Source organism: Caballeronia zhejiangensis (assembly GCF_022879815.1).
GTDB lineage: Bacteria > Pseudomonadota > Gammaproteobacteria > Burkholderiales > Burkholderiaceae > Caballeronia > Caballeronia zhejiangensis.
This window is the reverse complement of sequence record NZ_CP084283.1, coordinates 1,302,929-1,315,704: the sequence shown is the minus strand read 5'-3', so window position 1 is coordinate 1,315,704 and position 12,776 is coordinate 1,302,929. Positions and strand designations below refer to the sequence as shown.

Sequence of the window (12,776 nt, the reverse complement as noted above, 5' to 3'; positions counted from 1 at the left end):
CCGAGCGGTCGAACAGTTGCGTCGTCAATCCCAGACTGGTTTGCTTCGGCTTCGTCTCCGGCCACTCGATGCGCGCGCCCGACGGCTGGGAGATGACGACCAGCTTCGTATAGAGATTCAGCGTCGCGTAGAGCGCAAGGAAGCGATTCAGCATGCCGCCGAACATGTCCAGATCTCCGTCGCCCGCGAAGCGCGTGCTGTCGAGTGTCACGCTCACTTCGACCCCGCGCATCAGTCCACCGGCACCCATTGGTCGCCCTGTAACTGGATCACGCCCGCGAGTTGCGTGGCGAGGAACGTGTCGATGAGCCCGCCTTGCGGACGCAGAAAACGCGCGAGTTCCGGCAGCGAGGCGTCGTTGACGGTACTCGCGAACGGATACACGCCCCGCAACCGAAAAAGGTACTGGTGCGGTTTGAACTTGTGACGAACCAAGATCGCCTCGAGGATTTGAGGGATCGTCTTGTGCTGATAGATTTTGGTGTCGCGAATGCCCTGCAGGCGCGCGAGATGAGATTTGACAACAATCTCATAGCTCACGAAGTCGTTTGTCGTCTTGATTCTTGAGAATGACGAGATGAACCCAGACCACTTACGCGTGGTACCGTCATCGGCGGTCAGCGAAAAGCTCGCCTCCTGGTTCAGATAGTCGCGACGGGAAATGGCACGGGGGTGGGAGACGAGGACCGTCAAGACCACTGGCTCGCCCATCTTCTCCGAGATATGATGCGCCGTCACTGACAGGAGCGCCGCACTGTCTGCGCTCGGCACTTCAAGGTGCTGCGACTGACGCCCCGTCACCAGGCTCGTGATCCGCTCTGCTGCGTCCAATAAGCTGGACATGGTCATACACTCCTTTCTCTGCAATGCTATCGATGCTTGCCAGAAAGCAAGCGGTGATCAGTCTTCGCATGGATGCGCCATTGGCATCGGACCATAGCTCATTGGCAATCGATCTGTAAGAGGGAAATGTCTTAGTTATCCGTATTCCTGATCTTTCTCAAAGCGCGATAGCATCTCACGTTCGGACGTGATATACGTTGCCGCCTCATCGAATTAACGGCACGCGGTCTCGCCTCTAGGGCGATTGCTCTCGTTACCGCGCTTAAAGCATATTCAAGCATGTTGGTGCATATTCCGTCCGATTCTCGACACCTCACTTCGCACGCGGTCATTGACGCGTCCGATCGATCTGCCTCCGCGCCGCAGCGATCATCCGAATTGCACATCGACATGGAGATCGCGAGTGTCGATCAACGGCTCGGCGATCAACTCGATGCGATCCTGCATCACCCCGACTTCCAGCGGCTCGAAGCGGCCTGGCGGGGCTTGAAGTTTCTGGTCGACCAAACAGACTTTCGCAAGAATGTGCACATCGAAGTGCTCGACGTCGACAAGGAAACGCTGCGGCGGGATTTCGAAGACGCACCCGACGTCGTTCAGAGCGGCCTGTTCCGACACACCTACACCGAGGAATACGACACACCGGGGGGCCAGCCGATCGCTGCTCTGATCTCAAACTACGCATTCGATCGCAGCCCGCAGGATATGGCGCTGTTGCGCGACATTTCGAAAGTGTCCGCCGCCGCACACATGCCGTTCATCGGCGCGGTGTCGCCTGAATTCTTCGGCAAGGCATCAATGGAAGATGTCGTCGCAATTCGCGACCTGCGCGGCCATTTCGAACGCGCCGAATATTTTCGATGGAACAGTCTGCGCAAGACGGACGATGCGCGTTATCTGGGTCTGACGCTGCCGCGCTTTCTGGCGCGTCTTCCGTACGGTGCTGATACGACACCGGTGCGCTCATTCAACTACACCGAGGCGGTGAACCATTCGAATCGCGCCGGATATCTCTGGGCGAACGCGTCGTTCGCTTTCGCCACCAATCTCGTGCGAAGCTTCGTGCGCAACGGCTGGTGCATCCAGATCCGCGGGCCGCGCGCGGGCGGGATCGTCGAGAACCTGCCCACGCAACTGTACGCGCTCGGCGCCGGCAATCTCGCCAAGATTCGCACCGATGCACTCGTGCCCGAGACGCGTGAGTTCGAGTTCGCTCATATCGGTCTGATCGCGCTGTCGCATTTCCAAAATCACGATGACGCGTGCTTCTACTCCGCGCACTCCGTTCAGAAGCCCGAGGACTTCGACACCAAGGAAGCGAGCGCCAACAGCCGCGTCAATGCCCGCTTGCCTTACATCTTTCTGCTCTCGCGAATCGCGCATCATCTGAAGATGATCCAGCGCGAGAACATCGGTACGACCAAGGACCGGCGGCTGCTGGAGCTCGAGCTCAACACCTGGGTCAAGACGCTCGTCACCGAAATGACCGCGCCTGGCGACGACTTGCAGGCCTCGCACCCGCTGCGCGAGGCGCGCGTGGAGGTGGAAGACATCGAGGACAACCCGGGGTTCTTTCGCATGAAGCTCTTTATCGTGCCGCATTTCCAGATCGAGGGCATGGACATCGGTCTCTCGCTCACTTCGCAGATGCCCAGGGCGAAGAATTGAACCCGTTCAATCCGGCGGAAGCGTGTCGAAACGCGCTCCCGGCGACATCAAGACCTTCAACCTTATGAAAATAACGAGACCCCTATGGGCACAAGGCGTCTTTATGACGCCGCAGCACTTCCAGCAACAAGCGTTGTGGGAGCAGTTCGCGAACGCGCGCATCGCCGAGATGGCGAGCCCCGATCCTTGGGGCGTGATCGACGTGGCAGTCGACAAACAGGCGCTGGGCATCGATCGTGTGCAGTTCACCAAGCTGGTACTGCGCTTGCCCGATGGGACGCTCATCGACAGCGACACGTCCGACTGGCTCCCGGCCGCGCGCAGTCTCGATGAAGTCGGCTCGCAATACGATGCGATAACGGTGCTCGCGGGTGTGGCGCTCGTCGATGCGCAAGGCGGCAACTGCATCGAGCCTGGGGCGAAACCCGCCCGGCCACGCCGGTTCGTGCGGGAGTATCTGCACGTCGCTGATTTGTACGGCGAAGGTAAGGAAGAAATCAGCGTCGAACGCCACGCCGTCTCTTTGCTGTTCGATTTCGAGGCGGGCGGCGATTACGTGACGTGCCCGGTTGCGCGCTTTATCCGCAATGCGCAGGGACGCTTCGAACTCGATGCGGCCTTCGTGCCGCCGTGCCTGTTCTTGTCGGCCCATACGATGTTGACGACACGCATGAAGCGCCTGTCGGAAATCCTCAGCGCGAAGAGCGCGAGCCTGGCGGTGCGCCGGCGCGAACGTTCGGACCAGATCGCCGACTACGCGGTCGCCGACGTCTCGCTCTTCTGGCTGCTGCACAGCGTGAACTCGTCCTGGCCGGAACTCGCGCGGCTGGTGCAGGCACCGAATCAGCATCCGGAGCGGCTCTATGCGCTGCTTTCGCGGCTGGCGGGTTCGCTTCTGACTTTCTCCACGACGGAGACGTTGCAGGCGCTCCCCGCCTACGACCATCGCGCACCGGAGCCCGTGTTCGCGGAGCTGGAGTCGCTCATTCGCAATTTGCTCGATACGGTCATCCCATCGCGCGTGGTGCCGATCGCACTAGAGCGCGTGCGCGGCACGGTCTGGACCGGCCAGATCGAAGACGAGCGGCTCGTCGAGGATGCGGATTACTACCTCTCGGTGCAGGCCGCGCTGCCCGCTCATGCACTCATCGAGCAGTTCCCGAGACTCTGCAAGGCGGGCGCGCCCGATGAAGTCGAACAGATCGTCAATTCGGCGCTCTCCGGCATTCCGATCAAACCGATGGCGCGTCTGCCCGCGGCGATTCCGGTACGCATCGAGAACCAGTACTTCGCGCTCGATGCATCGCACCCGGCTTTCAAACGCATGATCGATGCGCGCGCGTGTCGGTTCTACGTGCCTGCCTCAATTCCCGATGTTTCGCTCGAACTTTATGCGGTGCTACCGACGTGAACAGCATGACATTGAATGTCGACATCGATCTGCTGCCGGTGGCGCTGCGCGACACGGCGCTCACGGTCGCGGATTTTGCCGACGAAAGCATAGAGAAGTCTGCGGACGATTTGAAAACGACGTGCAAAGCTCAAATCGATGCCCTGACTGCCGAACTCAAAGCACGAGGGTATCCGCAAGACGTGATCGAGGACGCCCGATACGCCCAGTGCGCGCTGCTCGACGAAGCGGCCTTGAACAGTCTAAGAGGCGATGAACGCGAGGACTGGGAACGCCGACCGTTGCAGTTGGAGAAGTTCGAGACCAACGATGCCGGCGAAGAACTCGTGCGGCGAATCCGAGAGCGGCTGCGAGACCCCAGGCCGGTGCTTGCGCTGCTCGCGATCTTCGGCGCGGTGCTGGATCTCGGTTTCACGGGGAGACTCGCCCTCGAAGGCGACGACGCGAAAATTCGCCTCCGACGGGCCATCGATGCTCAGCTTCGTGTCGAGCAGAGGCAGCAGAAGGATGATGGCTCCGTCATCGTCAAAGCGCCAATTATGCGTGCGTGGACGCAGCGAATCTCTCCGCTCGCCGGCATCGCAGTCGCTTGCGTAGTGGTCGGGCTGATCTGGTTTGGAATCAATGCGTGGCTGGATGCGTCCGTTGCCCGCATGACGCAATGAAAGGAGCGCAGGCATGAAACACGAGGTCAAACGATGATGCGCGCGGGACCCGGCCTCTTCGAGCGGATCACCGGACACTTCGCGGACGGAACGGCGATCATCGATCACTCGCCCGAAGAGCAGACTTTCTATTCGGTGCGGGACAACATCCAGCGGATTCTCAACAGCCGTCGCAAGGCGCTCGCGCATTTGCCCGGGTATGGGCTCGACGATCTGTCCGAGATATACCGGCACTTGCCGGCTTCCGCGCATAAGTTGAAAACCGAGATCGAGTCGACGTTGCTCGAGTACGAGCCACGCCTGAGGGCGATCGACATCGAGATCAACAAGCCCGAGCCGGGCATGCTATTGAGCTTCACGATGGCGTGTCACCTACGACGCGAGGGGCTTGTGCGCTTCGGCACGGACTTCATGCCGGATGGCAGGACGCGGTTGAGGATGCTTCAGCAGGCCCTCGATGAGTGAGCGTTCGACTGAGGTTCCCCTCGAATCGATGTCGTGGCTTCCGCAAGGAGCGATTCATTTCTGATCGCGCGTCCGAGCGCTGCACGCATCAGGCCTTTAGTTGGCGAACGGGTGGTAGAAGCCGCAGGCCTTTCGCTGATCCTTGATGCGACTCGGGCGCGCACGAGCGCGGTTCTGGCCGCGCGATTGACAAGGCATATTTGCATTGAAAAGACAGACAACAAAAAACCCGCTCAAAGGCGGGTTTGATGGTGTGACGGCTTGCCGATATTGGTTGCGGGGGTAGGATTTGAACCTACGACCTTCGGGTTATGAGCCCGACGAGCTGCCAGACTGCTCCACCCCGCGTCCGTCGAAGAAAAGATTATATGTCATCGCTTACTTTGCCGCAACACCCTATTTTCTAAAACAATCAATCGATGCGTCCCATCCCTCGCGAAGCGCCTACAAACGCGCATGGCATAATCGCTCGTTCATCATCGTCCATGTATCGGCATGCATCACTTGCGTCGGGGCATCATCGGGAAGATCGGCGGGTTCGCTGCGATATGCGCGATCCTGCTGCTCTCGCTCGCGCCCGTCGCATCGCAAACGCTCGAACATGCGCGCATCGAATCGTTGCTCGCGTCCGTGTGCGCAACCGATGCCCAGTCATCGCGCGACACGCATCCGCAAAAGCATGACACCGTCGATCATCTGCAGGCCTGCGCTTATTGCGATCTCATCGCGCACGCGCCCACGCCGACCGTATCGCCGCATCGCGCGGCCGCCCTTCTCCCGCCGCGCGAAACCTTCGTCGCAAATCATCGCACCGACGCGCCTCGCCGAGCATCGCTCACCGCCGCACAACCGCGCGCCCCGCCCGCCTTCGCCTGATTCGCATCGGCAAACACAGACTTCGTTCATCGCCTGAACCCCCATCGGTTTCGGGCACGCAAGGACACATCATGCTTTCATCATCGTTGATGCGCAGCGCACTCGCGCTCGCGTTCATCGGCTCCGCGCAACTCGCATTCGCGCATGCATTGCCGAAGCTGCAACAACCCGGCCCCGGCGCGACCGTCAGCGCCCCGCACGAAGTTGCGATCGACTTCGGCGAAGCGCTCGAACCGACCTTCAGCAAGCTCATCGTCACCAATGCGCAGGGCACGCAAGTCAACACCGAGAAATCCACAGTCGATGCACGCGACAAAAAGCACATGAGCGTCGCGCTCCCCGATCTCGCGCCGGGCGTCTACAAGGTCCAATGGAGCGCGTTCGCGGCCGACGGGCATCGCACGCAAGGCCACTACAACTTCACCGTCAAGTGAGGACACAATGAAAAAAATCGCTGTACTCGCGAGCGCGCTCGTCTGCGCATCGTTCGCTCAGGCCGCGACGCTCGAGGCCCGCGATTGCTGGGTTCGTGCGATGCCGCCGAACCTGCCGTCATCGGGCTACTTCACCGTCGCCAACAACGGCGACAAACCCGCGACCCTCACGGCCGCGGAAACGCCCGCGTTCGGCATGACGATGATGCACAAGTCGGAAAGCAAGAACGGCACGGCGACGATGTCGGCCGTCGATTCCGTCGATGTCCCCGCGCACGGCACCTTGAACTTCGCGCCGAAGGGCTATCACCTGATGCTCGAAGAGCCCGGCAAGCCGCTCAAGGTCGGCTCGACGATTCCGCTCACGCTATCGTTCGCGGACAAGTCGACGCTCAAGGTGAACTGTGACGTGAAGTCGGCAGCGACGGTCGGCCACTGAGTTTCGCGCCCCCCAAAGAAAAGCGCGCCGGATTGTGAAGTCCGGCGCGTTTTTTTATCGCTAGTGCTTGCTGAACAGATCCATGATCTGCTTGCGCTCGTCGGTCGTAACCTGCGGCGCGGGCGGCGCCTGCATGCCCGCCGGACCCACGCCGCCCATCGTGGTGGCATCGCCCGCCATCGGATTGGCGTTATCCAGCCCGATGCTCGCGACGAATCCCGCGCCCGGCGTCCGGTCGGCGTAAAAGAGTTCGCCATCGACCGTGGTGATGCCGTCCGGCCGCTCCATCTGCTCCTGCGGAATGCCACGCAGCGCGCGTCCCATGTACTCGACCCAGATCGGCAATGCGAGCTGCGCGCCGAACTCGCGGCTGCCGAGCGTCTTCGGCTGGTCGTAGCCCATCCACGCGACCGCGACGAGCTGCTTCTGATAGCCCGCGAACCAGCCATCCTTTGCGTCGTTGGTCGTGCCGGTCTTGCCTTGCAGATCGTTGCGCTTCAACACGTTGGTGCCCGAGCCCGTGCCCTGCGTCGCGACGGTATGCAGCAGGCTGTTCATGATGTACGCGTTGCGCGGCTCGAGCGTCTGCGGCGCGTTGCTCCCCGCGATCAGCGGATTGGCGCGCGAGATCACGGTGCCGCGCGCATCGGCGACCTCGGCGATCAGATACGGATTAATGCGATAGCCGCCGTTCGCGAACACCGAGTACGCACCGCTCAACTGCAACGGCGTGACGAGACCCGCGCCGAGCGCGAGCGGCAGATAAGGCGGCGTCTTGTCCTTGTCGAAGCCGAACTTCTGCGTGACGAAGTCCTGCGCGTAGCCCGTGCCGATATACGAGAGGATGCGGATCGACACGAGGTTCTTCGACTTCTGCAGGCCGACGCGCATCGACATCGGGCCGTCGGGCTGGTCATCGTCCTTCGGCTCCCACGCATCGCCGCCGCCCGCCGCGGGAAAATACAGCGGCGCGTCGTTGATGATGGTCGCCGGTCCGAGACCCTTGTCGAGCGCCGCCGAATAGATGAACGGCTTGAAGCTTGAACCCGGCTGACGCCATGCCTGCGTAACGTGATTGAACTTGTTCTTGTTGAAGTCGAAGCCGCCGACGAGCGCGCGGATCGCGCCGTCCTGCGGCGTCATCGAAACCAGTGCGCCTTCGACCTGCGGCAACTGCGTGATCTGCCAGTTGCCCTTGCCGTCCTTCGTGAGACGCACGATCGAGCCCGGCTTGATCGCGAGCGCCTTCGATGCGTTGTTGCGCAGCGCCGCCGCCACGAAGCGCAGGCCGTCGCCCGCGATCGTCGCAGTATCGCCGCCGACGAACTGTGCGCTCACCTGCTTCGGGCTCGCGGCCGTGACCACCGCCGCGACGAGCTCGCCGTTGTCCGGATGATCGACGAGCGCGTCTTCGATCGCCTCGGCGCGGTCATCCGCGTTCGACGGCAGATTGACATTGCCCTCCGGCCCGCGATAGCCATGCCGGCGCTCATAGTCCATCACGCCCTTGCGCACGGCTTTATACGCGGCGTCCTGATCGGCGGAATCGATGGTCGTCGTCACCGTGAGGCCGCGCGTGTAGGTCTCTTCCTTGTATTGGGCGTACATCATCTGCCGGACCATTTCCGCGACGTATTCCGCATGCACGCCGTATTCGGTGCCCGAGGACTTCGTGTGAATTTCCTCGGCGCTCGCCTGAGCGAACTGTTCGCGCGTGATGAAGTTCAGATCGAGCATGCGCTTCAGGATGTACTGCTGACGCACCTTCGCGCGCTTCGGATTGACGACCGGGTTATACGCCGACGGCGCTTTCGGCAGGCCCGCGAGCATCGCCGCTTCGGCAAGCGTGATGTCCTTCAGGTCCTTGCCGAAATACACGCGCGCAGCAGCCGAAAAACCGTACGCGCGCTCGCCCAGATAGATCTGGTTCATGTACAGCTCGAGAATCTGATCCTTCGTGAGCGCGCTCTCGATCTTGTACGCGAGCAGCATCTCGTAGATCTTGCGCGTATAGGTTTTCTCGCTCGACAGGAAGAAGTTGCGCGCGACCTGCATCGTGATCGTGCTCGCGCCTTGCGATGCGCCGCCGTGCATCAGATCGGTCACGCCCGCGCGCAGGATGCCGACGAAGTCGACGCCGCCGTGATCGTAGAAGCGGTAATCCTCGATTGCGAGCACCGCCTTCTTCATCTGATCGGGAATGTCCTGAAAGCGCACGAGGCTGCGGCGCTCCTCGCCGAACTCGCCGATCAGCACGTGATCGGCCGTATAGACGCGCAGCGGCACCTTCGGACGATAGTCGATGAGCGCATTGAGCGACGGCAGATTCGGCCCCATGACGACGAGCGCATAACCGACGATGAGCGCGCCGATCACCACGCCGATGGCCGCGAGTCCCGCGAACCAGAGCGCGATGCGTGCGAGCGGAGAGCGGCCCCGGCCGCCGCGGTCATTGCGATCGTTGCGGTCATTGCGGCCGCCACCGCCGTTGCGCCCGCCGCCGTCGCGGCCGCCCGAGTCATTGCGTGAGTCGTTGCGTGAGTCGTTCCAGCGGGGTTCGCGATCGTAGCGCGAGGAATTCGATGAGTCGGGTCGTTTGATGATAGGCATGACTGGGTTCGTTCGGCGCGCCATGAAGCGCGCCCGCTGCCGCGCTGCGATGCGCCGAAAAACGACGCGACTGCCAAGACGGGACGAGCGAATGTGCAGGCCGGATCCGGCCGGAGGTAACAGCGCATTTTAAAGAATTCGCGCGGGCCACCACAAAATGCGCAGGATTTTTTTGTAAGTAAATTGCCGCGAGCCCGCCAGATGCGCGCCAATGTTGTGTTACCCACAGAAAGTGTTGAGAGCCTTGTGGACAACCGTATGAGAAAATGCACAAGTCGTTGATCGCGCGCCGTTTTTGCGCAACGCTCATCGCGTGTGATGCGAGGCCATTCACACGCACGGCCGCGCGCAAACCGATATGATGGATGAATGGATCGCGGGTTCCCGAAACGGCTCTCGCGAGCCTGCAATAACGATGTCGTGCAGTTTGATGAACCGAAGCCGCGGTCGTCCCCTTAGTCCGGTTACGATCGCCTTACTGTTTGTGAGCCGCCCATGACGACCAAACCCAGCGAACGCATCGTTGTTTTCGTGACTCCCGCGCAGAAGCTGGCCATCAGCAATACAGCGGACTCCCTCGGCATCAGCGTGAGCGAGCTCATGCGGCGCGCCGTGCTGAACTTCAACGCGACGAGCGAGCAGATCAAGGTCGCGGGCATCGTCGATCGGCTGCGCGCGCCCAAAGCGCCCGATGCGCTCAACGCCGCGCTGAAGAGCGTCGCTGCGAAAGCCGCCGCACGCGAAGCCCGCGATGCCGCCGCAAGCGCGACCAAACGCGCAGCGCAGGCGCGCACGCTTGCGCAGGCGCATCCCGAGCCCCCCGCATCCGAAGACGCACTCGAGCATGACGCCGATGAGGGCGACGACGCCTCGCTGACCGACGACACGCACACCGAGCGCTAGCCACCGGCGCCCTGCCTGCCTTTTCCGGCAAGGCGCGCCGTTACACTCCTTAACCTTCCGTTAAGTCCCGGTTAAGCCGCGGCATGATCTAATGAGCGGGTAAACCCGGCGTGCACGCGAAGCTCGCGTGCGCTTGCAATCCCGCGCATTGCGCCTCACATTCGAGCCGCGCGGCGCGTGGATCGAGTGAACGCCGCCGTCTTCCTCCAGGAGAAATACATGTCGCTTTTCGATTCCATCACGCGCACGGTCAAAGGCCTCTTGAACGACGCCGCCGACACCATGCAGGACCCTTCGCGCGACGCTCGCCAGATCGTGCGCGAACTCGACGACAGCATCGCGAAGGCGGAAAACTCGCTCATCGAGATCGAAGCGCAGGTCGCGACGCAGCAAAGCAAGCGCGACGCCGCCGCCGACAAGGCGAAGAAGTACGAAGACGGCGCGAAGCGCGCGCTGCAGTCCGGCGATGAAAGCCTCGCGCGCGAAGCCCTCGCGGCGCAGGCGAACGCCGAAACCGAACGCGACGCGCTCGCCGCGGAACTGCAGACGCTGGTGCCTTCGGTCGATCATCTGAAGCAGCAGATCACGGACATGCGTCAGCGCCGCAACGATCTGAACGCGCGCTCGAACATCCTTCAGGCGAAGCAGCAGATCGCGCAGGCGAAGGACACCGCGGCGACGGCGCTGGGCGGCATTGGCGGAAAGAATCTTTCGGAGGACTTTCAGAAGCTCGAAGACAAGGTTCAGCTCGCCAACGCCCGCTCGGATGCGCGCCTGAATTCGGCGGACCAGAAGTCCGGCAAGGCGCTCGATGACAAGCTCGCCGCGCTCAATCGCGGGCCTTCCGTCGAAGACCGTCTCGAAGCGCTGAAGAAGCAGTTGAATCCGCCGGCGCAATAAGTGCTGGCGAGTGCATGCGTGGCGAGCCGCCGGGCAAGCCACGCGTCGCACGAATATGCGTTACCTTGAGCAGTACACGATTGCATCGACAGGAGACGGACGTTCATCGCGTCCGGCCCGCATCATGAAAAAGTTCTTGACGGCTCTGGCGTTGTCGCTGTCGCTCGCATCCCCGCTCGCGTTCGCGTTGCCGACCGCGCAGCAGGTCGAGCAGTCGATGACGCAGGGCAACTGGCAAAAGGCCGACTCGCAACTGAGCGAAGTGCTTGAGGCGCATCCGAAGAACGCGCACGCGCATTATCTCTACGCGCAGGTTCTCGACCGCGAAGGCCGTTACAGCGACGCCCTTTCGCATCTGCAACAAGCGAAATCGCTCGATCCCGCATTGAGCTTCACCGATCCGTCGCGCTTCGCGGCCACGCAGGCCCGCATTCAGGCCGACGCGACGCGCGCGAGCATCTCGCCGCGATCGGACAACGGCGCGACTACGTCGAGCGCACAGAATCCCTTCAATCAGCAACAAGCCGCGCCCGCGCCGCAGACGCACGGCATCGGCATGGGCGCGTGGATCGGTTTGGCGATCCTGATCGCGGCGATCGCGCTCGTGCTGCGCTGGGGCTTGCGCCGTGCGCGCTCACGCGACGACGGTCAGGCCGAGAACGATCGCCGTTCGCAGATCAAGCGCGCAACCGAACTGCTCAACGAAGTGCGCACGCTCAAACTAGACGTGCGGCTCTCCACCGCGCCGGGCCATGAAGCGCTGCTGAAGGACGTCGAAGGCGCGGAAACGCAGTTGCGCGAGATGGTCGAATCGCTGTCGAACTCGAAGAATCCGGTACCGCCGTATGCGATCGAAGATCTGGAGAATCAGGTTGCAAGCCTGAAGGCGCGCGCCGAAGGCCGGCCCGATCCGAACGCGAACAACTATGCGCAAGCCGGCGCACCGAACGGCTCGCCATATGCGCAGGAAGCCGAGCGTTTCGGACGCGGCCAGCCGCAGTATCCGCAGCAAGGGCCGTATCCGCCGCAGCAAGGGCAGCAGCCGCCCGTCATCATCCAGCAAGGCGGCGGTGGGTTCGGCGGCGGCATGGGCGGATTGCTTACCGGCGTGCTGCTGGGCGAGGCGCTCTCGCATGGGCGCGATCGCGTGATCGAGCGCGAAGTCCCCGTCGATCGTCCGCCGCAGAACGATAACGGCGGTCTCGACTTCGGCAACGACAACGGCGGCGGCCTCGATTTCGGCAACGGCTCCAACGACTGGAACGATGGCGGCGGGGGCGGAAACCTCGACCTCGGCAGCAACGACGACAGCTGGCGCGATTCCTGATCTGCTCGCGTACGAAAAACAAGGGCTCCGTTTCGCGGAGCCCTTTTGGTTTCGTCGTGAAGATCAGCGCATCAACCGCCGCCGAGAAAGCGCAGCAGGCCCCAGAGAAACTTGAAGAAGCCGACGATGAATTCCCAGATGCGCTCGAGCTGATCCCAGCTCGCGACGCGCAGGATGGCATGCAGGATCATGCCGTCGGCGCCACGCGGCCTTGAAGAGGCGCGCGTTCATGCGT

Annotated in this window: 12 protein-coding genes, 1 tRNA gene and 1 pseudogene; 10 read left to right on the top strand and 4 right to left on the bottom strand. The window is 62.2% G+C overall.

Annotated features, from left to right (window positions below):
* Nucleotides 1–49 precede the first annotated feature (49 nt).
* Both LDZ23_RS06320 and LDZ23_RS06315 read right to left on the bottom strand, forming a co-directional pair.
* Nucleotides 50–241, bottom strand: a pseudogene (locus tag LDZ23_RS06320) (type VI secretion system baseplate subunit TssF); the annotation flags it as partial.
* Nucleotides 232–711 (bottom strand): contractile injection system protein, VgrG/Pvc8 family, encoded by a 480-nt coding sequence (locus LDZ23_RS06315; protein WP_244808115.1) that lies wholly within the window; start codon nt 709–711, stop codon nt 232–234. The gene LDZ23_RS06315 and the pseudogene LDZ23_RS06320, both read right to left, overlap by 10 nt.
* A gap of 411 nt (nt 712–1,122) precedes the next feature.
* Here LDZ23_RS06315 and tssC point away from each other — a divergent pair, with 411 nt between their 5' ends.
* From tssC to tssE, 4 genes are all read left to right on the top strand, one after another.
* On the top strand, nt 1,123–2,511 hold the full coding sequence (gene tssC, locus LDZ23_RS06310; protein ID WP_280519314.1) for a type VI secretion system contractile sheath large subunit: 1,389 nt from the start codon (nt 1,123–1,125) through the stop codon (nt 2,509–2,511).
* A 64-nt stretch (nt 2,512–2,575) separates the two neighbouring features.
* Nucleotides 2,576–3,922 (top strand): type VI secretion system baseplate subunit TssK, encoded by a 1,347-nt coding sequence (gene tssK, locus LDZ23_RS06305; protein WP_175980007.1) that lies wholly within the window; start codon nt 2,576–2,578, stop codon nt 3,920–3,922.
* A 5-nt stretch (nt 3,923–3,927) separates the two neighbouring features.
* Complete coding sequence (locus LDZ23_RS06300) at nt 3,928–4,587, top strand: DotU/TssL family secretion system protein (RefSeq protein WP_244808039.1); 660 nt, start codon at nt 3,928–3,930, stop codon at nt 4,585–4,587.
* 36 nt (nt 4,588–4,623) lie between these two features.
* Nucleotides 4,624–5,052: a type VI secretion system baseplate subunit TssE gene (tssE, locus tag LDZ23_RS06295; RefSeq protein WP_244808114.1), complete on the top strand. Its 429-nt coding sequence runs from the start codon at nt 4,624–4,626 to the stop codon at nt 5,050–5,052.
* Nucleotides 5,053–5,323: 271 nt separating this feature from the next.
* Here the strand turns inward: tssE and LDZ23_RS06290 are convergent.
* Nucleotides 5,324–5,400: transfer RNA gene (locus LDZ23_RS06290), tRNA-Met, on the bottom strand.
* 147 nt (nt 5,401–5,547) lie between these two features.
* Here LDZ23_RS06290 and LDZ23_RS06285 point away from each other — a divergent pair.
* The 3 genes from LDZ23_RS06285 to LDZ23_RS06275 all read left to right on the top strand — a co-directional run bounded on the left by LDZ23_RS06285 (nt 5,548) and on the right by LDZ23_RS06275 (nt 6,801).
* Nucleotides 5,548–5,928 (top strand): DUF2946 domain-containing protein, encoded by a 381-nt coding sequence (locus tag LDZ23_RS06285; protein WP_034473600.1) that lies wholly within the window; start codon nt 5,548–5,550, stop codon nt 5,926–5,928.
* A gap of 71 nt (nt 5,929–5,999) precedes the next feature.
* Nucleotides 6,000–6,362, top strand: a complete 363-nt coding sequence (locus tag LDZ23_RS06280; protein ID WP_008349969.1) for a copper resistance CopC family protein — start codon at nt 6,000–6,002, stop codon at nt 6,360–6,362.
* A 7-nt stretch (nt 6,363–6,369) separates the two neighbouring features.
* Complete coding sequence (locus LDZ23_RS06275; RefSeq protein ID WP_008349971.1) at nt 6,370–6,801, top strand: copper chaperone PCu(A)C; 432 nt, start codon at nt 6,370–6,372, stop codon at nt 6,799–6,801.
* Nucleotides 6,802–6,861: 60 nt separating this feature from the next.
* Here the strand turns inward: LDZ23_RS06275 and LDZ23_RS06270 are convergent, their stop codons facing one another.
* The gene (locus LDZ23_RS06270; protein ID WP_244808038.1) at nt 6,862–9,411 is read right to left on the bottom strand and encodes a penicillin-binding protein 1A; all 2,550 of its coding nucleotides are present in this window, start codon (nt 9,409–9,411) and stop codon (nt 6,862–6,864) included.
* 495 nt (nt 9,412–9,906) lie between these two features.
* On the opposite strand from LDZ23_RS06270, the gene LDZ23_RS06265 reads away from it, so the two are divergent.
* From LDZ23_RS06265 to LDZ23_RS06255, 3 genes are all read left to right on the top strand, one after another.
* Nucleotides 9,907–10,314, top strand: coding sequence for a plasmid mobilization protein (locus tag LDZ23_RS06265; protein WP_008349975.1), 408 nt, complete (start codon nt 9,907–9,909; stop codon nt 10,312–10,314).
* A gap of 219 nt (nt 10,315–10,533) precedes the next feature.
* Nucleotides 10,534–11,214 carry a PspA/IM30 family protein gene (locus tag LDZ23_RS06260; protein ID WP_034473631.1) on the top strand — a complete coding sequence of 227 codons (681 nt, stop codon included), beginning with the start codon at nt 10,534–10,536 and terminating at the stop codon, nt 11,212–11,214.
* 124 nt (nt 11,215–11,338) lie between these two features.
* Nucleotides 11,339–12,541: a tetratricopeptide repeat protein gene (locus LDZ23_RS06255; protein ID WP_034473597.1), complete on the top strand. Its 1,203-nt coding sequence runs from the start codon at nt 11,339–11,341 to the stop codon at nt 12,539–12,541.
* Nucleotides 12,542–12,776: the final 235 nt, after the last annotated feature.